At 56.8% G+C, this 20,076-nt stretch carries 22 protein-coding genes; 17 read left to right on the top strand and 5 right to left on the bottom strand.

The genetic code is table 11. From position 1 onward, the window contains the following. Positions 1-38: 38 nt before the first annotated feature. A complete protein-coding gene (locus BEI65_RS23160; protein WP_099065266.1) occupies positions 39-233 on the bottom strand; it encodes a hypothetical protein in 195 nt (64 codons plus the stop codon). A gap of 1,098 nt (positions 234-1,331) precedes the next feature. Here BEI65_RS23160 and speB point away from each other — a divergent pair. Together speB and rluF are read left to right on the top strand one after the other, a co-directional pair. After that, a complete protein-coding gene (gene speB, locus BEI65_RS23150) occupies positions 1,332-2,252 on the top strand; it encodes an agmatinase (RefSeq protein WP_099065264.1) in 921 nt (306 codons plus the stop codon). A gap of 210 nt (positions 2,253-2,462) precedes the next feature. Next, entirely contained in the window at positions 2,463-3,326 is an 864-nt protein-coding gene (gene rluF, locus BEI65_RS23145; RefSeq protein ID WP_099065263.1) for a 23S rRNA pseudouridine(2604) synthase RluF, read from the top strand. Positions 3,327-3,376: 50 nt separating this feature from the next. On the opposite strand, the gene BEI65_RS23140 is transcribed toward rluF, so the two are convergent. Continuing rightward, positions 3,377-4,624: an MFS transporter gene (locus BEI65_RS23140; RefSeq protein WP_099065262.1), complete on the bottom strand. Its 1,248-nt coding sequence runs from the start codon at positions 4,622-4,624 to the stop codon at positions 3,377-3,379. Positions 4,625-5,019: 395 nt separating this feature from the next. On the opposite strand from BEI65_RS23140, the gene BEI65_RS23135 reads away from it, so the two are divergent. From BEI65_RS23135 to BEI65_RS23070, 14 genes are all read left to right on the top strand, one after another. Next, a complete protein-coding gene (locus BEI65_RS23135; RefSeq protein ID WP_012146671.1) occupies positions 5,020-5,337 on the top strand; it encodes a non-heme iron oxygenase ferredoxin subunit in 318 nt (105 codons plus the stop codon). A gap of 2 nt (positions 5,338-5,339) precedes the next feature. Then, entirely contained in the window at positions 5,340-5,648 is a 309-nt protein-coding gene (locus BEI65_RS23130; RefSeq protein WP_099065261.1) for a recombinase-like helix-turn-helix domain-containing protein, read from the top strand. Between the two features lie 20 nt (positions 5,649-5,668). Beyond that, complete coding sequence (locus BEI65_RS23125; RefSeq protein WP_099065260.1) at positions 5,669-6,712, top strand: aromatic ring-hydroxylating dioxygenase subunit alpha; 1,044 nt, start codon at positions 5,669-5,671, stop codon at positions 6,710-6,712. Further along, on the top strand, positions 6,709-7,464 hold the full coding sequence (locus BEI65_RS23120) for an SDR family oxidoreductase (protein ID WP_099065259.1): 756 nt from the start codon (positions 6,709-6,711) through the stop codon (positions 7,462-7,464). Before BEI65_RS23125 ends, BEI65_RS23120 begins: the two co-directional genes overlap by 4 nt. Positions 7,465-7,489: 25 nt before the next feature. Next, positions 7,490-8,284, top strand: a complete 795-nt coding sequence (locus tag BEI65_RS23115) for an IclR family transcriptional regulator (RefSeq protein ID WP_012146667.1) — start codon at positions 7,490-7,492, stop codon at positions 8,282-8,284. A 159-nt stretch (positions 8,285-8,443) separates the two neighbouring features. Beyond that, positions 8,444-9,385 (top strand): VOC family protein, encoded by a 942-nt coding sequence (locus BEI65_RS23110; RefSeq protein WP_099065290.1) that lies wholly within the window; start codon positions 8,444-8,446, stop codon positions 9,383-9,385. Continuing rightward, on the top strand, positions 9,382-10,593 hold the full coding sequence (locus BEI65_RS23105; RefSeq protein WP_099065258.1) for an NAD(P)/FAD-dependent oxidoreductase: 1,212 nt from the start codon (positions 9,382-9,384) through the stop codon (positions 10,591-10,593). Before BEI65_RS23110 ends, BEI65_RS23105 begins: the two co-directional genes overlap by 4 nt. Positions 10,594-10,617: 24 nt before the next feature. Further along, complete coding sequence (locus BEI65_RS23100; RefSeq protein WP_099065257.1) at positions 10,618-11,880, top strand: MFS transporter; 1,263 nt, start codon at positions 10,618-10,620, stop codon at positions 11,878-11,880. A gap of 30 nt (positions 11,881-11,910) precedes the next feature. Beyond that, entirely contained in the window at positions 11,911-12,435 is a 525-nt protein-coding gene (locus tag BEI65_RS23095) for a cupin domain-containing protein (RefSeq protein ID WP_085119009.1), read from the top strand. Continuing rightward, positions 12,435-13,253, top strand: a complete 819-nt coding sequence (locus BEI65_RS23090) for an alpha/beta fold hydrolase (RefSeq protein ID WP_099065256.1) — start codon at positions 12,435-12,437, stop codon at positions 13,251-13,253. The genes BEI65_RS23095 and BEI65_RS23090 overlap by 1 nt, the downstream gene beginning before the upstream one ends. After that, on the top strand, positions 13,250-14,044 hold the full coding sequence (locus tag BEI65_RS23085) for an SDR family oxidoreductase (RefSeq protein WP_099065255.1): 795 nt from the start codon (positions 13,250-13,252) through the stop codon (positions 14,042-14,044). The genes BEI65_RS23090 and BEI65_RS23085 overlap by 4 nt, the downstream gene beginning before the upstream one ends. 17 nt (positions 14,045-14,061) lie before the next feature. After that, positions 14,062-14,856 (top strand): aspartate dehydrogenase, encoded by a 795-nt coding sequence (locus BEI65_RS23080; RefSeq protein ID WP_099065254.1) that lies wholly within the window; start codon positions 14,062-14,064, stop codon positions 14,854-14,856. Positions 14,857-14,871: 15 nt separating this feature from the next. Further along, positions 14,872-16,341, top strand: coding sequence for an aldehyde dehydrogenase (locus BEI65_RS23075; RefSeq protein ID WP_099065253.1), 1,470 nt, complete (start codon positions 14,872-14,874; stop codon positions 16,339-16,341). 51 nt (positions 16,342-16,392) lie between these two features. Then, positions 16,393-18,033: a thiamine pyrophosphate-binding protein gene (locus BEI65_RS23070; RefSeq protein ID WP_099065252.1), complete on the top strand. Its 1,641-nt coding sequence runs from the start codon at positions 16,393-16,395 to the stop codon at positions 18,031-18,033. A gap of 53 nt (positions 18,034-18,086) precedes the next feature. Here the strand turns inward: BEI65_RS23070 and BEI65_RS23065 are convergent, their stop codons facing one another. The 3 genes from BEI65_RS23065 to BEI65_RS23055 form a co-directional block, all read right to left on the bottom strand. Further along, positions 18,087-18,284 (bottom strand): hypothetical protein, encoded by a 198-nt coding sequence (locus tag BEI65_RS23065; protein ID WP_099065251.1) that lies wholly within the window; start codon positions 18,282-18,284, stop codon positions 18,087-18,089. Between the two features lie 53 nt (positions 18,285-18,337). Beyond that, entirely contained in the window at positions 18,338-18,685 is a 348-nt protein-coding gene (locus tag BEI65_RS23060; RefSeq protein WP_099065250.1) for a hypothetical protein, read from the bottom strand. Positions 18,686-18,974: 289 nt separating this feature from the next. Further along, entirely contained in the window at positions 18,975-19,727 is a 753-nt protein-coding gene (locus BEI65_RS23055; RefSeq protein WP_099065249.1) for a M48 family metallopeptidase, read from the bottom strand. A gap of 238 nt (positions 19,728-19,965) precedes the next feature. Between BEI65_RS23055 and BEI65_RS23050 the strand changes: the two genes are divergently transcribed. Beyond that, positions 19,966-20,076, top strand: a 111-nt coding sequence (locus BEI65_RS23050) for a hypothetical protein (protein WP_133160067.1), incomplete at its 3' end; no start/stop codon positions are given.

Genomic DNA, 20,076 nt, shown 5'->3' with positions numbered 1-20,076 from the left:
GGCTGATCCTGTTGGGGGGCGGGATGTTATTCTATAACCTAGTCGTCACTTTTTAATTTTAACACGTTTTTTTTCCACCATGCACTGGTGACAAATAAGTATGCCAAAGCAATCAGCACAGCGTAGCCTATAGATTTGAAAACGGTAGGGCCGGTAATGGTTATTCCTTGAAAGAGGTAAGCAATCAAATAGCAGATAAAAAAGAGCGCAAAAATTTTAAGAAATTTTTTCATGAACACATCCCCATTAAGGCCGGGAAGTACCCGGCCTTATAGAGACTACCAACGACACTGACCATTAACACTGTTACGACTAGAGTTTCCACCTAATGGGTCATTTCTATTTTTATTATCTCCACAGTTACGAGAGTATGAGCGAATAGCTTCGCTAGCAGCACCACGAATAGAACCATATGCGAAACCTGAAATAGCACCAACTGCAATCCCTGTTGGTCCACCAGGCAATCCTCTTAGTCCTCCTACTATTGCGCTTGCATATCCCCCTGCCATGGCGCCTCTACTGGCATCGCTGGTTACCTGCGAAGCACATCCTCGGCCCTCATAGCCAGAATCTGCATTCCCACCAGAAATGGTGAGTATTTCCTTTGTTGTTAGCTCTCTCATAACGCTTATTTCCTTTCAAGACGTTGATAAAGATAATCCACTGTGATCATAGACACAGGGACATAGATGAGAATGATTTCCAGGGAAATATCATTCAGTGAATCAATTTGAGAACAAAGATAGCCTAGCGGAATACTTAATAGAAAAGTCATAACCTCTAGTGTTATATGAAGTTTTTTGTTTTTAATTGTTCGTTTGTAACGTGTCGGCATGATGTTAAACATCGGATTTACTTATCTCTCTCTATTTTATTTTTATATGTAAAAATTAATTGTTACGTATACTATTAACCTGTCTGATTTGAATTTTTTTAAATTCTATTTCTTCATTGATACTAAAACCACGTGTCATTAATAGCATGGCCTGAATTTATTAAATTATATATTTTCAGTTCAAGATAAAGGGATCAAAGTCACAAAAATAATCATCGGATGCTTAATAGATATCAGCTTCAAAGCGTGGACAAACGGCAACGATCACATAGCTGAAGGATGCAGGGTCTATACTGGGTGACGACGAGCTGCCGGGATGATGATGCGCGCTCTTGAAGCGCGAACGAAATGCGGCGATAATCTGCCGTATCAGCAGTACTAAACAGATTTCGAATGGATCCCTTTCTCGTCGGGCTAACGACGCGGGAGGGATTTTTTTTTGCCAGCGCCTGTGTGATTTTTCAACAGGCGAAACGTTGAAATATGAGGGTTTACTATGAGTACCTTAGGCCACCAGCCCGATAATTCTTTAGTGTCCAATGCCTTTGGTTTCCTGCGCTTTCCGCTGAACTTTATGCCTTACGACAGCGATGCAGAGTGGGTCATCACCGGCATTCCATTTGATATGGCAACCTCCGGCCGTGCCGGTGGCCGTCATGGCCCCGCGGCGATCCGTCAGGTTTCCACCAACCTGGCTTGGGAAGGCAACCGCTGGCCGTGGAACTTTGACCTGCGCGATCGTCTGAATGTGGTCGACTGCGGTGACATTGTGTTCAACTTTGGCGACGCTCAGAGCATGAGCGACAACCTGCAGGCGCACGCAGAAAAACTGCTGGCGGCCGGCAAGCGCATGCTCTCATTCGGCGGTGACCACTTTGTTACCTTGCCGCTGCTGCGCGCACACGCCAAACATTTCGGTAAAATGGCGCTGGTGCACTTCGATGCCCATACCGACACCTATGCTAACGGCAGCCAATATGATCACGGCACCATGTTCTTCCATGCGCCGAACGAAGGCCTGATCGATCCAAAACATTCGGTGCAGATCGGCATTCGTACCGAATACGATCATGACAACGGCTTCACGGTATTGGACGCTGCGCAGGTTAACGATCGTAGCGCGGACGATCTGCTGACCCAGATCAAACAGATCGTCGGCGATATGCCGGTGTACCTGACCTTCGACATTGACTGCCTGGATCCGGCATTCGCACCGGGCACCGGCACACCGGTGATCGGCGGCCTGACTTCCGATCGTGCACTGAAACTGGTACGCGGCATGCAGTCACTGAACATCGTCGGCATGGACGTGGTGGAAGTGGCTCCGGCCTATGATCAGTCCGAGATCACCGCGCTGGCCGCGGCGACCCTGGGCCTGGAAATGCTGTATCTGCAGGCAGCAAAAAAAACCAAATAAGTTCCTAATAGTATTAACAGGCGGTTATGGGCTGTAAGCACGGTACCATAGAGAAATACACATAACCGGTATCTATATACCCTATGAATTTCAAGTCACAGCTAGGCACCCAGCTCGCTCATCCCCAGGAGCTTACTTTTGTAAGTGACTGGGGTGGGTGAGTGCAGGTAACAACGCTGTGGCTTGAAAGACGACGGGTATGGAGAAAATATGCTGACCAAACCTTCAACACGTCTTAACAAATATATAAGCGAGAGCGGTATCTGCTCGCGCCGTGATGCCGATCGTTATATCGAACAAGGCAATGTTTTTATCAATGGCAAGCGCGTGACGCTTGGCGATCAGGTGTTTCCAGGCGACGTCGTCAAGGTCAACGGTCAGTTGATTGAACCGCGCAACGAAGACAACCTGATCTTTATTGCCTTGAACAAGCCCGTCGGTATCGTCAGCACCACGGAAGAAGGCGAGAAAGACAACATTGTCGATTTCGTTAACCACAGTACCCGTATCTTCCCGATCGGACGGTTGGATAAAGACTCACAGGGCCTGATTTTCCTCACCAACCACGGCGATCTGGTGAATAAAATCCTGCGGGCGGGTAACGACCACGAGAAAGAATATCTGGTCACGGTCAACAAGCCGGTGACCGACGATTTCATCCGTGGCCTCGGTGCCGGTGTGCCGATGCTGGGTACGGTGACCAAAAAGTGCAAGGTGAAGAAAGAAGCGCCCTTTGTGTTTCGCATCGTGCTGGTACAGGGGCTTAACCGTCAGATCCGCCGTATGTGTGAGCATTTCGGCTATGAGGTGACCAAACTGGAGCGTACCCGCATTATGAATGTGGGCATGGCCGGGTTGCCGCCGGGAGAATGGCGCGATTTAACCGACGATGAGTTGGTCGAACTGTTCAAATTGATCGAGGGTTCATCTTCAGAAGCCAAACCGACCAAGAAAGCCAAACCTGCAGTGAAAAAGCCTGCCGCCAGCGCACCGAAAAGCGCCGAAAAGCCCAGCGGTAACTCGGCTGCACGCAAGCGCTTTGCCCAGCCGGGCCGTAAGAAGAAAGGGCGCTAAGCCGCAGTAACATGAATATGAGTTGGGGCGCATTATGCGCCCCTCTTGTTTTATGCCCGCTTTGCCTCACGCGTCATCAGCATCCGGCTGAACAGTACGGCACCCGCCAACAGTGTCACGCCCTGCGACACGATCAGCACCGTAAATCCCGAAGACACCTTGCCCTGGCTGGCCATCACCATGCCCATGATCATCGGCACAAACGCCGAGAACATATTGCCGACACCGTTAATCAGCCCATAGGCGCTGCCGACGGCCTGCGGCGGCGCATAATGCTGCAGCAGGGTAGGGATCGCGGCACCCTGAGCGCCCCAACAGGCATTGGCCGCCAGCAGGAAAAAGGCAATCCAGCCGAGCTGATGGCTGTGCATCACGCCATAGATGCACAGTGCCGTGGCCGCACCACCAAAGGCGAAAATCAGCGGTGCCTGATAAGGGCGAATGCGATCGAGCAGTACGCCGCCAAGGTATTTTGAGCCGATGCTGACAATAAACGGCAGCGAGGCCATCCAGCCCATCTGTTTGATAGAAAAACCTTTCTCGTCGGTCAGGTAGGCCGGCAACCAGGAGCTGGATCCCCACAGGTAGCTGAGGGTGGCGATCTCGATCAGCATGATCCAGCCGAGCATCGGGGTACGCCAGGCCAGCGCGAAGGTTTGCCAGACGCGGCTCATTATCGGCCGTGGATCGACGGTGCGCGAAGGCTGGGTGGCGGGATGGATAAACAGCCGTACCAATGCCAGCCCCAGCAGCAGGTTGATCAGCGCCAGCAGATAGAAGGAGATGGCCCAGCCGAAGTGCGCCATCAGGAAACTCACCAGCGGAAAGCCAATCACCAGCCCCAGCGAGACGCCCAGGGTGCTGACCGCATTGGGTTTGCCGCGCTCATCGGCGGCGAAGTGATCGCCGATATACATGGTTTTCAGCGAGAATAACGGCCCTTCACTGACACCCAATAGTGCGCGCACCGCAAATAACAGCAGTACCGAACCGGCCAGCGGCGAGGCGGCGGTGAGCAGCGCCCACAGCACAATACTCAACGTCAGCGCGCGGCGATACCCCATCAGGGTTTCCAGGAACGGCGTTAGCAGCATGGCGGAAAGCCCGTAACCGAGCAAAAACACCGTCATCAGCATGCCCTGATGTGCACGACTGTCGCCGAGCTGAAAGTGCTGCAGAAAGTCGGGGTTGACCAGCATCACGGCGATATTGACCCGATCGGCATAGGCGATGACGATCAGAAACAGCAGGGCCACGACCCCGGACCAGCGTTGACGTTGTTGCACCATGGGCTCCATGTGCGCTCCTTTAGCGGGCGATGAAAGAATTCAGGCAGCAGAAAACTAACCCGCTGATTTCACAGAGCTGAAAAGCGGGATTGAGCGGGCTGAATGTAAATTTATTGTTATTTAAAAGGGTGTTTTAATCAGTGAGAGGGAACTTGTACTCTCATTAAGCCAGCCAGATCAACGTGTTTTCACCCATGATTTCGTGATGCAACGCACAACTTTCATAGGTTTTTCATCTCGGTGCATTTTTTCGTGATCCTCCCCGCATTTGTCATGTTTAAACAACTTTCCATTAACAATTGCCGCTTTGCTCTCTTGACGAAAGTTTCGCCATACTTATAGTGGCTGTATTAAATAAGAAACTGAGTTTCATATATGAAACAATCAGATAGAGGACAGAAGCAATGAGCTGGAAGAAAGTGTGTGAAGTGTCTCAGGTGAAAGAAGATTTTCCTTTCTCCGCCAACGTGGAAGGGAAAGAAGTCGGGGTGTATCTGATCGACGGCAACTATTACGCGCTGGAAGACGTCTGCCCACATGCCTATGCCTTGCTCAGCCAGGGGTTTGTTGATGACGGTAAGGTCGAGTGTCCGTTGCACGAAGCATTGTTCGACGTACGTACCGGCCAGTGCCTGCGTGAGCCAGGCGGTCGCGATCTGCAAACCTATGCCACCCGGGTGATCGACAATCAAATCCAAATCACCTTTATTGCGGAGGAGTAATCATGCAGCACATCACCGATTTCAATCCCTGGCTGCCGGACACCCAACAGGTGATCCCGGCGCGCGAAGGCGGCAACGGTCAGATCCATCAACCTGGTCAATTCCAAAACGTCATCTGGCAGAACCGTGCCCGGGTGCCGGACGGTTTTGAGAGCGCGCTGGTGGCGGCGTTGGAAGAGATCTTCGATCAGGGCGCGGAAGAGCTGGAGCAGATCGTCAGTGCGCTAAATCAGCGCCGCCTGTTTGATCGCAATGGCCAGCCGTGGAATGAGACGGCGTTCCGCGAGTTCCTGCACGTTAACGGTTTCTGATCCACACCCGGGAGAAGACAATGACAGCAAACACAACATCCTCCGCACAGGCCTTACAGGATTATCTCGATCAGGGGCTGCGTGGCATGTGGTATCCGGTGCTGGCCAGTTGGGAAATTGGCAATAACCCGGTCGGCATTACGCGCCTGGAGCAGCAGATCGTGGTGTGGCGTGATGGTGAAGGCGCGATCCATGCGCTGGAAGATCGCTGCCCGCACCGCGGGGCACGGCTTTCCATGGGCTGGAACCTGGGCGATCGCATTGCCTGCTGGTATCACGGCGTGGAAGTGGGCGGTGACGGTACGGTTAAAGACGTACCGGCGGTTGATCGTTGCCCGCTGGTGGGGCAGAAATGCCTGCGTTCCTATCCGGCCAAAGAGGCCTACGGCGCGGTGTTTCTCTATTTCGGCGTGACCGCAGATGAAGAGCCGGCCGAGCTGACCTTCCCGCCGGAACTGGCGGACGAAGCGTCCTACAGCAACTTCCTGTGTACCGCCAGTTGGGACTGCAATTATCAGTACGCGTTGGAAAACGTGATGGACCCGATGCACGGCACCTACCTGCATTCTTCTTCGCATTCAATGGCGGAAGGGGATCGCAAGGCAGACATGGCGCTGGAGCCGACCGACAGCGGTTTCATCTTTAAGAAGAATGGTCAGATCGGCGTTAACTTTGACTGGGTAGAATTTGGCAGCAGCGGTGCCTACTGGATGCGTCTGTCGATCCCGTACAAAAAACGTTTCGGACCGGGCGGCCACTTCTGGATCATCGGCATGGTGGTACCGGAAGACAAGGATCACTGCCGGGTGTTCTTCTGGCGTATCCGCCAGGTAAAAGACTGGCAGCGTGACATGTGGCGCTTTATGTACCGCAATCGCCTGGAGTCGCTGCACTGGGATGTTCTGGAGCAGGATCGCATCGTGCTGGAAAACATGGCACCGAACGCACGTGGTCGTGAATATTTGTATCAGCATGACGTCGGGCTATCCCGCCTGCGCCGCATGATGCAAAAAGAAGCACAGAAACAGCTGGCGCAGCTCAGTGAACAGGAGGCGGCACAGTGAATGGCCTGCTGACAGGGAAACGGATTGTGGTGACCGGCGCGGCGCGTGGGCTGGGGCGTAGTTTCGCCGCCGCCATTGCTGCCGCCGGTGCCAGCGTGGTGATGTGCGATATTCTGGCTGATGAACTGGCGGACGGCGCCGCCAGCCTGCGGGAGCAGGGGGCACAGGTTGAAAGCCAGGTGATAGATCTGGCCGATCCGGCCTCGATCAGCGCTGCGTTTAACGCCATAGCCGAAGGTGGGGCGATCGACGGGTTGGTGAACAACGCGGCCCTGGCCACCGGCGTGGGTGGCAAAACCATGATGGAATACGATATCGATCTGTGGGATCGGGTAATGCAGGTCAACGTGCGTGGCACCTGGCTGGTGAGCCAGGCGGCGGTACCGCTGCTGGCACAAAACCCGCATGCCAAGATCGTTAACGTGGCTTCGGATACTGCACTGTGGGGCGCACCGCGCTTAATGGCCTATGTGGCCAGCAAAGGGGCGATTATCTCAATGACCCGTTCGATGGCGCGGGAACTGGGCCCGCAGGGGATCTGCGTTAACGCCATTGCCCCGGGCCTGACGCGGGTGGAGGCCACCGAATATGTGCCTGCCGAGCGTCATCAGCTGTATGAGCAGGGCCGGGCACTGGCCGGGGCTCAGCATCCTGACGACGTCAACGGGACGGTGCTCTACCTGTTGTCACCGCTGGCGAACTTCGTGACCGGTCAACTGTTGCCGGTTAACGGCGGTTTCGTCTTTAACTAATCTACCTTTTAGCCAGGAGCAGCACATGGCAGACGACCAAGGGTGTAAATATCTGATCCCAGGACTGGATCGCGGATTGCAACTGTTGCTGGCGTTTGGCGAGCAGCACAAGGAAATGACCTTTGCCCAATTGCATCGCCTGGTCGACATGCCAAAAGCTACCGCCTATCGCGTGGTGCAGACGCTGGAGCATCTGGGTTTTCTGGAGCGTAACCCACGCACCAACACCTTCTCGCTGGGCATCAAGGTGCTGCGTCTCGGCTTTGAATATATTGCCTCGCTGGACGTGGCGCAGGCCGGTCAGCCGGTCATCGAACAACTGCGCGATCGCAGCCAATGCAGCAGTCATCTGGCGATCCGTGATGGGCGCGACGTGATCTACATCGCCCGCGTCAGTGCCGCCGGTTCGCAAATCAACCAGGTCAGCGTCGGCACCCGCCTGCCGGTGCACCAAACCTCGCTCGGCCGCATGTTATTGACCAGCGCCACTCGCGAAGAGTTTGAGCTGCTGTATCCGCAGGAACAACTGCCGGGTAGTGGCCCAGGTACACCGGCAGATCGCGAAACGCTGTGGCAGATGGTGCAGCAGGACAAGGCGCGCGGCTATGTGATCGGCGAGTCGTTTTTCCGCCACGGTATCTCTTCCATCGTCTATCCGATCTTCAACCGCGAGCAGCGGGTTGAGGCAGTGATCAGCATTATGGTGCCGTCCGATGAGATCCCGAAAGCGGATCGCGAGCGGTTACGCATGGAGGTGCGGGACGCCGCGGTGAAAATCTCCGGCTTCCTGGGTGCACCGCCGCAGGCTAACGCCGGTTAACTGATTTCCCAGGGGCGCGACAGGCGGCCCCCGCATTAATCGGGACGAATAGAGTCGTCCCCTACCAATGACTCAGGCAGGGATAAGGCCCATGGTAAACAGGGGCCCGGGTTTGTCATGCCTGAAAAACGCATTCAGCGAGAACGTGAGGCACAATTAATGAGCGTAATCGGAATCGAAAAACTGGAATTTGGCGTCGAAGATCTGCCAACTTGCGAAAAGTTCATGCAGGACTTCGGCCTGCAGGCGGCGCAACAGCACTGGGGCGAAACCCAGCGTGAATTCACTACCCTGAGCGGGGCGCGCGTGGTGTTGCATCCATTGCAGAGCGAGGCATTACCGGCGGCATTTGAGGGCGGCTCGACGCTGCGTCGCATGACCTGGGGCGTTGGCAGCCCGGCCGAATTGGCGGCGTTGCAGCCCTTGTTGGCGCAGATGCCAGGCTTCCGTCAGGTAGGCGAAGAGCTGGAGTGTCTCGATCCGAACGGTATGACGGTGCGCTTTAGCGTTAGCCAGCAGCGTGAAGTCGATTTACCGGTGTCGCCGATCAACCAGTGGGGCGACGTGCGCCGCATCGATCAGCCAAGTCCGGTGTATGCGCAGGCGCAACCGATCAATATCGGCCACGTGGTGTTCTTCGTCGAAGATCTGGCCGCGACCGAGCGCTTTTATTGTGAAGTGCTGGGGTTCCAGGTGTCGGACCGCTATATCGACCGAGCGGTATTCCTGCGTACTCAGGCTCGCGGCGGCCATCACAACCTGTTCCTGCTGAAATTACCTAATCGCCCACGGGGCCTGAATCACGTGGCCTTTACCGTACGCGACATCCACGAAGTGATCGGCGGTGGCATCGCCATGAACAAAGAGCACTGGAGCACCTTTATCGGCCCCGGTCGCCACCCAATCTCCTCGGCCTATTTCTGGTACGTCAACAGCCCGACCGGCGGGGCGTTTGAATACTACACCAACGACGATTACCTGACCGAAAACTGGCAGCCCCGCGAGCTGGAACACTCACTGGTGTCGTTCACCGAGTGGGCGGTGGAAGGGGGGATCGACCACGACACGCGCCGCCAGCATAAAAAGCCGGAGGCGTTATGAGCCAGCCACAACCGGCGGGCATCCTGATTATCGGCGGCGGCCAGGCCGGCGGTTGGGCGGCGAAAACGCTGCGTGACCGGGGCTACACCGGCAAGCTGACGGTGGTCAGTGACGAGCCCTATGACTTTTATGAACGTCCACCGCTTTCCAAGGCGGCGTTACTGGACGGCAATGCACCGCTCAGCCGACTGTTCAGTGAACAGGTAGTGGCCGGGCTGAACATCGACTGGTGCCGCCCACTGCGTGCCGAAGCCATTGATGCACAGCAACAAATTGTCAGCCTTAGCGATGGCCAGCAGTTGCAGTTTGATCAACTGTTGATCGCCACCGGTGGGCGGCCGCGTTTGCCGGATGCCCGCTGGGCCAGTCACCCACGGGTGATGACGCTGCGCTCCTGGGACGATGCGACCCGCCTGCGCCAGGCGCTGCAGGGTTGCCATAAGCTGGCCATCGTCGGTGGCGGCTGGATCGGCCTGGAAATTGCCGCCTCGGCACGGCGCATTGGTGCTGAGGTCAGGGTATTCGAACGCCAGCCCGCATTGTGCATGCGCAGCGTCGGCGCGGACGTTTCCCAGGCGTTGCTCGAACTTCATCAGCAGCAGGGCGTGACGGTGCATTGTGGCTGCGGTGACATCCAACTGGAAGATCGTGACGGCAGCGCCTGGATCGGCAGCGACATCAGCGATCCTCAGCCGTTTGATCTGGTGGTGGTGGGGATCGGCGTGGAGTTGAATCTGGAACTGGCGCACGGTGCCGGGCTGAAGGTGGACGCCGGTATCGTGGTTGACGGTCAGGGGCGTACCAGCCACCCGGCGATCTTCGCCGCCGGTGACGTCGCGCGCCATCCGACGCTGGGCCTTTGCCTGCAATCCTGGGCCTACGCGCAGAATCAGGCGATCAGCACTGCCTGCGCGATGCTGGATGCCTTCGCCTCTCCTTACGATGACGTGGCCTGGCTGTGGTCGGATCAATACGACGCCAATATCCAGATCCTCGGCGTACCGTCCGGCGGTGTGCATCACATAGTGCGGCGTACACCGCAGTCACAGGTGTTCTTTACGCTGAATGCCGATCGTCAGTTGGTGCAGATGGTGGCGTTTAACGACGCGCGCACCATCAAGCTGGGCAAACGTTGGCTGGCCAGCGGACGAGTGTTGGAACCGCAGCAGTTGGCGGACGCAGAGTTTTCTTTGATGGCGTTGAAATAACGCCCGTAACCTCGGGAGCGTTTCATGACTACGCAAGAGATTGACGCCCGTGCTGAACGGGTGGGGGACGCCGTTGCCGAAAATCCGCAGCAGCGGGTTCGCTGGTCGGTGCCTATCGCGCTGTTTGCCTGTGTGCTGCTGGCGTTTTTCGACAAGATCAGCATCGCGGCACTGTTTTCCGATAGTGAATTCCAGCAGGCGCTGGGCATCAGTTTTGACCCGGCGCGACTGGGCTTGCTGATGAGCGCGTTTTTGTTCTCGTACGGCATTTCTTCGATGTTGTTGAGCGGCATTGGCGACCGGCTGAACCCGGTAAAAGTCTTGATCGGCATGATGGTGGTGTGGGGCGTGTTGATGGTGCTGATGGGCCTGGCCCGTTCTTATCACACCATGATGACGTTGCGCATTTTACTCGGCATTGCCGAAGGCCCGCTGTTACCGATGGCCTACGCCATTATCCGCCAGGCCTTCCCGCAGCGGTTGCAGGCGCGTGCCACCATGCTGTGGCTGCTCGGTACCCCGCTGGGTGCGGCGCTCGGCTTCCCGGTCACGCTGTATATCCTCAACACCTTTGACTGGCAAACCACCTTCTTCTTTATGGCGTTCCTGACGTTGCCGGTGATGCTGTTGGTGTTGTTTGGCATGCGCCATCTGAACGTGTCGCGTCCGGCTGCCGTTGCCGTTTCACCTCCGGCAGTCGCCGAACGCAAGCAGCATCGCCATGAGCTGCTGCGCAACCCGAATTTCTGGATGATTTGCCTGTTTAACATCGCCTTCCTGACCTACCTGTGGGGCATGAACGGCTGGCTGCCCAGCTACCTGATCAAGGGTAAAGGCATTCACCTGGAACACGCCGGTTACCTGTCATCGCTGCCGTTTATCGCCATGCTGCTGGGCGAAGTGCTCGGGGCCTGGCTGTCGGACAAACTGGATCGCCGTGCGCTGGCCTGCTTTATCTCGCTGTGCGGCGCCGGGCTGGGGTTGGCCGTGGTGCTGCATATGCAGGGGACCTACAGCGTGATCGCTGCCATGGCCTTCAGCACCTTTATGTGGGGGGCCGGTGCGCCGAACGTATTTGCCCTGTTGGCGAAGGCCACCAGCAGCAAGGTCAGCGCCACCGCCGGCGGTATTTTTAACGGATTAGGTAATTTTGCCGGTGCACTGGCACCGGTGCTGATGGGGGCGCTGATCGCCGCCACCGGCAACATGGATAACGGCTTGCTGTTCCTGGTGGTGATGGCCTTTATCGGCTGCATCATTCTGCTGCCGTTGCTGAAGAAATATTGATATCCCATTGATTCACAGAGGAGTACCAACATGTCCCAGGTTGAGAAACAAGCTGCCGTCAAGCCGCAGGATCAGTCGATAGAGAATTGGGTGGAATCACGTATCGCCCGTTTTGAAGGCCGCAAATATGACTGGAATGCGTTGAAGTTCCAGGCCGATTACGACCCGAAATACCGCCGCGCGCAGATGCGTTACATCGGCACCGGGGCTACCGGGGTGGTTAATGACACCAACACCATTCCGGCGGGTAATTTCACCTTCTCCACCATGGTGCTGCCGTCGAAATGCGAAGGCCCGTTGCACCTGCACGACGATGTGGAAGAGGTGTTCTTTATGCTGAAAGGCAGCATCACGCTGATGATCCAGGACGGCACGGAGTACTACGAAACCAAGCTGAAAGAGCGCGATCTGATTTCGGTTCCGGCCGGGGTCTACCGTGGGTTGTTTAACCACGGTGAGGAAGAGGCGCTGATGTGCGTGATGCTCGGCACCGCCAAACCGGAAACGCCGACCTACCCGGCGGATCACCCCTTGTCCAAAGTGAAGCGCAACTGATGAACGGCCTGGTTCAACGTCAGCAGGCGCGCTGCGGGGGTTACACCCTGAGCTGGCGCGAAGCGGGGCACGGCCGCCCGGTGGTGTTGCTGCACGGCATCAGTTCCGGTTCGGCCTCGTGGATCAAGCAGTTTAACGATCGCGGGTTGGCCGACGGCCACCGCCTGCTGGCCTGGGATGCCCCGGGCTACGGCGGCAGCCTGCCGCTGACGGTGAGCCGGCCGGACGCCGCCGCTTATGCTGCTGCTCTGGCGGCGCTGGTGGCCGAATTGCAGCTGGAGCAACCGCTGATTGTCGGCCATTCGCTCGGCGCATTGATCGGCAGTGCCTATGCCGCTGCGCATCCTGATGGTTTATGTGGGCTGGTGCTGGCGGATCCGGCTCAGGGTTATGCCACTGCGTCGGAAGAAAAACGCCAGCAGGTTTATGGCCAGCGCAAACAGATGATTGAAAAGCTGGGGCCGCAGGGCTATGGCGAACAGCGGGCGGCTGCGCTGTTGCGTGATGGCGCGGATCCGCAGGATATCGCCTGGGTACGCAACGGTATGCAGCAGCTGGATCCAGAAGGTTTTCTCAGCGCGGCGTGGATGCTGGCCAATGACGATATCGGCCGCCATCTGGCGCAGTACCGTGGCCCGCTGCAGGTGTGGTGCGGTGACTGCGACCGGATCACGCCGCCTGAAGCGGCGGCAATACTGGCGCAACAGCAGGACGCGCCCCTGCGGCTGATTGAGCAGGCAGGGCACGCCAGCTATCTCGACGCGCCGGTGCAATTTAACCGTTATCTGCAGGATTTTACGGGAGCAATCCAATCATGAATTTTCAGCTTGAGCAACGGATCGCGGTAGTCACCGGCGGTTCGTCGGGCATCGGTTTTGAGACCCTGCGCCTGCTGTTGGCGGAGGGTGCAAAGGTGGCCTTTTGCGGCCGCGACCCGGACAAACTGGCGGGAGCCGAAGCCAGCCTGCGTAATGAGTTTCCACAGGCGGAGATCCTGGCGCTGTGCTGCGACGTGCTGGACGAGGCACAGGTGACACAGTTTGCCGCTCAGGTGACGGCACACTTCGGCGGGATGGATCTGTTGATCAACAACGCCGGTCAGGGGTTCGTCGCGCATTTTGAGCATACGCCACGTGCGGCCTGGCTGCATGAAGCGGAGCTAAAGCTGTTCGGCGTGATTAACCCGGTGCAGGCGTTTCTGCCGGCGCTGGAGCGTTCGGATATCGCTTCAATTACCTGCGTGAACTCGCTGCTGGCCTTGCAGCCGGAAGAACACATGATCGCCACCTCGGCGGCACGCGCCGCACTGCTCAACATGACGCTGACATTGTCGAAAGAGCTGGTGGACAAAGGGATCCGTGTCAATTCGATCCTGCTGGGCATGGTGGAGTCCGGCCAGTGGCGACGCCGTTTCGACGAGCGCAGCGATAAGGATCAAAGCTGGGAGCAGTGGACGGCGGCGATTGCCGAACGTCGCGGCATCCCGATGAAACGCCTCGGTAAACCGCAGGAGCCGGCGCAGGCGCTGTTGTTCCTGGCTTCACCCCTGGCGTCCTTTACTACCGGTGCGGCGCTCGACGTTTCCGGTGGCTTTAACCGCCATCTTTAACCGCAGGGGCTGAAAAGATGAAGAAGATCATGATGATTGGCTACGGCGCAATGGCCAGAGAAGTGCTTTCCCGCCTGCCGGATGGGGTGAGCGTGGGCTGGATCGTGGCGCGTGCGGCTCATCATGCAGCGATTGTCAGCGCCTTTGGTGGTCAGGTGCAGGCGTTAACCCATCCGGATCAGTGTGCTGAGCAGCCGGATCTGGTGCTGGAATGTGCCAGCCAGCAGGCGGTGGTGGAATTTGGTGAGGCGGTGGTAACGCGTGGCTGGCCGTTGGCGGTGATCTCCACCGGCGCGCTGGCGGATGCGGCACTGCAACAGCGGTTGCAGCAGGCCTGTCGGCAGCATCAGGGTCAGTTGATCATTTTGTCCGGTGCGGTGGCGGGGATGGATGGGCTGGCGTCGGCGCGCGAAGGCGGGCTGGACAGCGTTACCTATCAGGCCTGTAAAAGTCCGGCAAGTTGGCGCGGCAGCATGGCAGAGCAACTGATTGACCTCGATGCCGTGAACGAGGCGCAGGTATTTTTTGAAGGGTCGGCGCGCGAGGCGGCACGCTTGTTCCCGGCCAACGCCAACGTGGCGGCGACCATTGCGCTCAACGGGTTGGGGATGGACGCCACCCAGGTGCGATTGCTGGTCGATCCCGCCACCCGACGTAATACCCACCGGCTGCAGGTGTGCGGCAATTTCGGTGAATTTCAGATTGAGCTGAGCGGTAATCCGCTGGCGAGCAATCCCAAGACATCAACCCTGGCGGCGCTGAGCGCGGTACAAGCCTGCCGCCGTCTGATCGACGGTGGTTTTATTGCCTGAACGGCAGGAGCGAGCATGGAAAGGTTAAAGATTTTTGTGGCTGGGCGCTGGTGCGAAGGGCGCGGCGATGAGATGACCTCGGTGTTTCCGGCCGATGGTAGCGTCAATGCGCGGCTGCGTGCCGCCAGCGTTGAAGATGTCAATGATGCGGTAGCCGCGGCGGAACGCGCCTGGCGTGCGCCCGAGTGGCGTGGGCTGGTACCACATCAGCGCGCCAGCATTCTGTACCGCGTCAGTAACCTGATTATGGCGCAGCAGGAAGAGTTGGCGCAGTTGCAGACCCGCGACAATGGCAAACCGCTGGCGGAAACCCTTGGGCTGGTGGCCAGTGCGGCGGCGACCGCCCGTTACTTTGCTGCCGCCTGCGAAGTGCTGGAGGGCGAACTGCCGACCCAGCGCAGCGCTGAGGTGATGACGCTGAGCCAGTATCAACCGCTGGGGGTGATCGCAGCGATTACGCCGTGGAACTCCCCGATTGCCAGCGAAATGCAAAAGGTGGCCCCGGCACTGGCGGCGGGCAACGCGGTGATCCTCAAACCGGCCGAAGCCACACCGCTGATGGCGCTCAAACTGGCGGAGCTGTTTGAACAGGCGGGGTTGCCGGCCGGGCTGCTCAGCGTGTTGCCGGGCAAAGGCTCGGTGATTGGTGAAGCACTGGCTCGTCACCCGTTGGTGAAAAAGATTTCCTTTACCGGTGGCACCAATACCGGCCGCCATCTGGCACACATTGCCGCCGAGAAGCTGATCCCCACTTCGCTGGAACTGGGCGGCAAGTCGCCGACCATCGTGCTGGAAGACGCGGATTTGGAACAGGCGGCACGCGGTATCTGTTACGGCATTTTCAGCTCCGCCGGTCAGGCCTGTATCGCCGGTTCGCGACTGTTTGTGCACCGTTCTCTGTACCAGCCGTTGCTGGCGCGCCTGAGTGAACTGGCGGCCGGGTTGCGGGTGGGTAATCCACTGACGCCGGGCGTCCACCTCGGTCCGCTGATTAACCAAAAGCATCGCCAAAGCGTGGCGGATTACGTGGCGCTGGCACAGCAGGAAGGGGGGCGGGTAGTGATTGGCGGAGAAGCCCCGGCCGATCCGCTGCTGGCGCAGGGCAGCTATTACCTGCCGACGATAATCGAAGGGTTGAGCAACAGCGCCCGTGCCTGTCAGGAAGAGATTTTTGGCCCGGTACTGGTGGTGCTGCCGTTTGACGATGAGCAGCAGTTGATTGAACAGGCCAATGACTCGGTATACGGGCTGGCGGCCGGTATCTGGAGCCGTGATTTCCCACGGGCCATGGCGCTGGCGGAGCAATTGGAAACCGGCACGGTGTGGATCAACACCTACAAAACATTTTCTATTTCTACGCCTTTCGGCGGTTTCAAAGAAAGCGGTCTGGGCCGCGAAAAGGGCCTGCACGGCATCAAAGCCTACATGCAGCAAAAAAGCCTGTACCTGGCGCTTAGCCATCAGGTGAATCGCTGGAGCGATTAGCTTTGGTCGACGGTGTGTACCCCTACAACGAACACAATAAGAAGGCAGATGATGAGCGATAAAATAACGGTTGGCGAGGCGATAGCCCGGACTCTGGAACAGTACGAAGTGTCGGCGATGTACGGCATCATTTCGATTCATAATCTGCCGATTGCCGATGCGGTGGGGCAACGTGGCAACATTCGCTTCGTGCCGGCGCGCGGTGAAGCGGGGGCGGTGACCATGGCCGATGCCCACGGCCGTTTCTCCGGTCTGGGCGTGGCCTTGACCAGTACCGGCGCAGGTGCCGGCAATGCGGTCGGCGCGATGATCGAAGCGCTGAACGCCAACACGCCGCTGCTGCACATTACCGGTCAGGTGGAAAAAGCCTATCTGGATGCCGACGCCGGGTTCATTCATGAAACCCGCGATCAATTGGGTTTCCTGCGCGCCTGCTCCAAACGCGCTTATCGGGTTAACTCTGCGGAACAGGCCGTGGCGGTGATCCAACGGGCCATTCTCGACGCGCAGACGGTGCCTTGCGGCCCGGTGGCGGTGGAGATCCCGATCGATATTCAAAGCAGCCTGGTCTCCAGCGCGGTGCTGAGCCAGTCGGTGGCCCCTGCGCCGCTGCCGCCGGCCAGTGACGACGCGGTTGAGCGGTTGTATCAGCGACTGAAACAGGCCAAACGCCCACTGCTGTGGTTGGGCGGCGGTGCGCTGGCCTGCGGCGATGCGGTACGTAAACTGGCGGATGCCGGTGTGGCGGTGATCTCCAGCACCCACGGACGCGGCATTCTGCCGGATAGCCACCCGCGCAGCCTGCGTGCATTCCATAATTCACCGAGCATTGAGGCGATCCTGACGCAGTGCGATCTGACGCTGGTGGCCGGTTCGCGCCTGCGTAGCAATGAAACCCGTACCTGGACGCTGCCGCTGCCGCGCCCATTGGTGCAGATTGATATTGATCCGGCGGCGGCCAATCGCAACTATCTGGCCGACGAACAAATCAACGGTGACTGTGGCGCTTTGCTTAACGCACTGGCGGCTCGACTGAGCTCAGGTGAGAAGGTCAGTGCCGAGTGGGATGCCAAGATTATCGCTGCGGTGCAGCAGGCGGAAAGTGCGCTGCGCCAGCAGTCGGGGGAATATGCCAAATTGAACGACGCCATTGCCGCCGCGCTGCCGCAGGATGGGCTGCTGGTGCGTGATATCACCGTCTCCGGCAGCGTCTGGGGCAGTCGTCTATTCCGGGCTATTTCTCCGCTATGCAACATTCACTCGCTGGCCGGGGCGATTGGCATGGGCTTGCCGATGGCGATCGGTACCGCGATCGCTAACCCGCAGCGCAAGGTGGTCGGGTTGGTGGGTGACGGCGGGCTGGCGTTAGGCCTGGGCGAACTGGCGACGATGGCGCAGGAGCAGGCCAATATCACTTTGCTGATCATGAACGACGGTGGCTACGGCGTGATGCGCGGCATTCAGGATAAATACTTTGCCGGTCGTCAGTACTATAACGAACTGCACACTCCATCCTTTACGCTGGTGGCCGAAGCCATGGGGCTAAAAGCCTGGAAGGTCGACAGCGCAGCACAGTTCAGCGGCGTGTTGGCGGAGGCGATTAACTATCCGGGGCCGTCGGTGGTGGAGGTGGATATGAACAGTATCGGGCCGCTGACCTTCGCCGGGCCACCGCAAAAGTCTTTGTACTAAGCCGTGACGGGTTGAACGGCACCTTACTCAGTCGAGGTGTCGTTCAAAGGTAATCAATTTTTATTAAAAATCCCCAGGGCGTCGACTATCAGTGAAATGGATACTCGAAGCCCAATAATAGCAAGAACCAGCGTGACCAGATCCACATAGCTGGTCGCCGGTTGTAATATTTTTAATGATGATTTAATGCCAATAAAATAACAGCCTGGCATCCAGACAATGGAAATTAACGAGTATCTTGCTTTATTCATGAGTTGACGCCTTAATCGCCCCCATTGAGCGAGGGGGCATATACAGATAAATATTACCAGCGGCATTGCCCATTTACGCTATTTGGGGAGCGGTTACCCGCTAGTGCATCTCTGTTATTATTGTTGTTATTTCTATATGGGCTTTTATCAGGGCAACCGAGACTTGCCGTCGCAGCCCCCGCAACGGCAAAGCCAATCATCGTCCATGGCCCACCAGCCATACCTGTTAGCGCGCCAGTGATGATGCCAACGCCAACATCATTTGCGCATGTTTTTGGGGCTCCGCCTCCGTTGCGGCCATTATTCCGACTTCTTCTTCCTCCATTATCGCTACGGTCACCGCCATTATTTCCACGACCGCCAGATATTTGATCGAGTAAAGATGTATCAATGATTTTCATAAATAACTCCATTCCATAGTGTTGTTTTATGTCCATAAGGAGGCTTAGTATTATATTGTTTTAAGAATACTTTCAATGCTGCATAGGTGAGTTTTCGTTAAAGATCACAAAAAATAAATGGTTATTATGTGTTGCTATAAGTTGTTCTGTTTATATAAGTCTATAAGTAGAGTTGAGTGGTTTTTAAAACTGGATTTAATATTAATACGTTTTTTTATTTTCTGAAAACGGCACCTTAATCAGTGAGAAACCCACTTTGGGGTGCCGTTATTCGGTAGGGCAATGAGGGTTACTTGCCTGCCGCGATGCGGTCGCGAATGTGCTGCGCACGCGCTTCGGAGGCTGGGTGGTCGTCGAACATGCTGCTTTGACGACCGGCTTCCATTTTCGCCAGTTTTTCAAAGCTGGTGACCAGGCCGTTCGGATCGATGCCGCGTTGTTTCATCAGATCGAACGAGTAGTCATCGGCTTCACTTTCCTGCTTCTGGGAGAACTGGGCATTCACCAGTTTTTCGCCCATGTCCGCCAGTTGTGACTGCGACAGCGAACCTATGATGCCACCGGTTGAGGCCGCAGCGGTGCGTAACGCCACGGTGCCGTAGGCTACCTGCATGGCTTTACGCGTATGCCCCAGTGCCACGTGGCCCATTTCATGACCCAGCACGCCTTCCACTTCATTGTCGGTCATCATGTCCATCAGCCCGCTGTAAACGCGGATACAGCCGTTAGCCATTGCCCAGGCATTCACGTCTTTAGTGACGTAAACCTTGTAGTTGGCCGGCGTGCCGTTGATATTATCCCCCAGTGCGGCAGAGATTTTGTTCAGGCGCTTGGCATAGGTACTGTCAGCCGGCGCGATTTGTGCCTTGCTGTCCATCTCTGCACAGGATTTATCACTCAGGGTTTTTACGTCGTCATTGCTTAATGTCGCCGCCTGAAACGCCTGTGCACCAGACTGCATCAGGGTATCGGTATTCAGGTTTTGACAGCCGCTTACCAAAGTGGCAATGCTTAATGCAATCAAAGAGGTACGAATTTTCATAAAGCCATCTTCCTGTGATAGTAACAAGGGGGGAGTGCCATTTTAAATTAGAGAAAACTTGCCGCCTGAGACTAGTGTACGCTGGCCATTGGGAAAATAGTGTTATTCCGAAAAAACGACCAATTGTGCTAATAAGTTGTGAACTCGCTCTCATTTGGCATTAGGGATTGCCGTTTTAATGCTGAGTCTGAGAAAATAGAAAACTTGACCGATTTTTTAATCCGACCTGGAGTAAAACATGTCCTCTCGTAAAGAGCTTGCCAACGCCATCCGCGCACTCAGCATGGACGCCGTACAAAAAGCAAATTCCGGCCACCCGGGTGCACCAATGGGCATGGCGGACATCGCC

The organism is Serratia sp. BW106 (genome assembly GCF_002607755.1).
In the GTDB taxonomy this organism is placed as follows: Bacteria; Pseudomonadota; Gammaproteobacteria; order Enterobacterales; family Enterobacteriaceae; genus Serratia; species Serratia proteamaculans.
Note: the sequence above shows the minus strand (reverse complement) of the source record. Positions and strands in the feature narration are given on the sequence as shown.

What these genes read in the sequence shown, in the direction of transcription:
- BEI65_RS23090 (WP_099065256.1), top strand. Translation starts at nt 12,435, where the DNA reads ATGAACGGCCTGGTTCAACGTCAGCAGGCGCGCTGCGGGGGTTACACC.
- rluF (WP_099065263.1), top strand. Translation starts at nt 2,463, where the DNA reads ATGCTGACCAAACCTTCAACACGTCTTAACAAATATATAAGCGAGAGC.
- BEI65_RS23110 (WP_099065290.1), top strand. Translation starts at nt 8,444, where the DNA reads ATGAGCGTAATCGGAATCGAAAAACTGGAATTTGGCGTCGAAGATCTG.
- BEI65_RS23065 (WP_099065251.1), bottom strand. Translation starts at nt 18,284, where the DNA reads ATGAATAAAGCAAGATACTCGTTAATTTCCATTGTCTGGATGCCAGGC.
- BEI65_RS23060 (WP_099065250.1), bottom strand. Translation starts at nt 18,685, where the DNA reads ATGAAAATCATTGATACATCTTTACTCGATCAAATATCTGGCGGTCGT.
- BEI65_RS23100 (WP_099065257.1), top strand. Translation starts at nt 10,618, where the DNA reads ATGACTACGCAAGAGATTGACGCCCGTGCTGAACGGGTGGGGGACGCC.
- BEI65_RS23080 (WP_099065254.1), top strand. Translation starts at nt 14,062, where the DNA reads ATGAAGAAGATCATGATGATTGGCTACGGCGCAATGGCCAGAGAAGTG.
- BEI65_RS23075 (WP_099065253.1), top strand. Translation starts at nt 14,872, where the DNA reads ATGGAAAGGTTAAAGATTTTTGTGGCTGGGCGCTGGTGCGAAGGGCGC.
- BEI65_RS23135 (WP_012146671.1), top strand. Translation starts at nt 5,020, where the DNA reads ATGAGCTGGAAGAAAGTGTGTGAAGTGTCTCAGGTGAAAGAAGATTTT.
- BEI65_RS23140 (WP_099065262.1), bottom strand. Translation starts at nt 4,624, where the DNA reads ATGGAGCCCATGGTGCAACAACGTCAACGCTGGTCCGGGGTCGTGGCC.
- BEI65_RS23070 (WP_099065252.1), top strand. Translation starts at nt 16,393, where the DNA reads ATGAGCGATAAAATAACGGTTGGCGAGGCGATAGCCCGGACTCTGGAA.
- BEI65_RS23095 (WP_085119009.1), top strand. Translation starts at nt 11,911, where the DNA reads ATGTCCCAGGTTGAGAAACAAGCTGCCGTCAAGCCGCAGGATCAGTCG.
- BEI65_RS23125 (WP_099065260.1), top strand. Translation starts at nt 5,669, where the DNA reads ATGACAGCAAACACAACATCCTCCGCACAGGCCTTACAGGATTATCTC.
- BEI65_RS23130 (WP_099065261.1), top strand. Translation starts at nt 5,340, where the DNA reads ATGCAGCACATCACCGATTTCAATCCCTGGCTGCCGGACACCCAACAG.
- BEI65_RS23085 (WP_099065255.1), top strand. Translation starts at nt 13,250, where the DNA reads ATGAATTTTCAGCTTGAGCAACGGATCGCGGTAGTCACCGGCGGTTCG.
- BEI65_RS23160 (WP_099065266.1), bottom strand. Translation starts at nt 233, where the DNA reads ATGAAAAAATTTCTTAAAATTTTTGCGCTCTTTTTTATCTGCTATTTG.
- BEI65_RS23105 (WP_099065258.1), top strand. Translation starts at nt 9,382, where the DNA reads ATGAGCCAGCCACAACCGGCGGGCATCCTGATTATCGGCGGCGGCCAG.
- BEI65_RS23055 (WP_099065249.1), bottom strand. Translation starts at nt 19,727, where the DNA reads ATGAAAATTCGTACCTCTTTGATTGCATTAAGCATTGCCACTTTGGTA.
- speB (WP_099065264.1), top strand. Translation starts at nt 1,332, where the DNA reads ATGAGTACCTTAGGCCACCAGCCCGATAATTCTTTAGTGTCCAATGCC.
- BEI65_RS23115 (WP_012146667.1), top strand. Translation starts at nt 7,490, where the DNA reads ATGGCAGACGACCAAGGGTGTAAATATCTGATCCCAGGACTGGATCGC.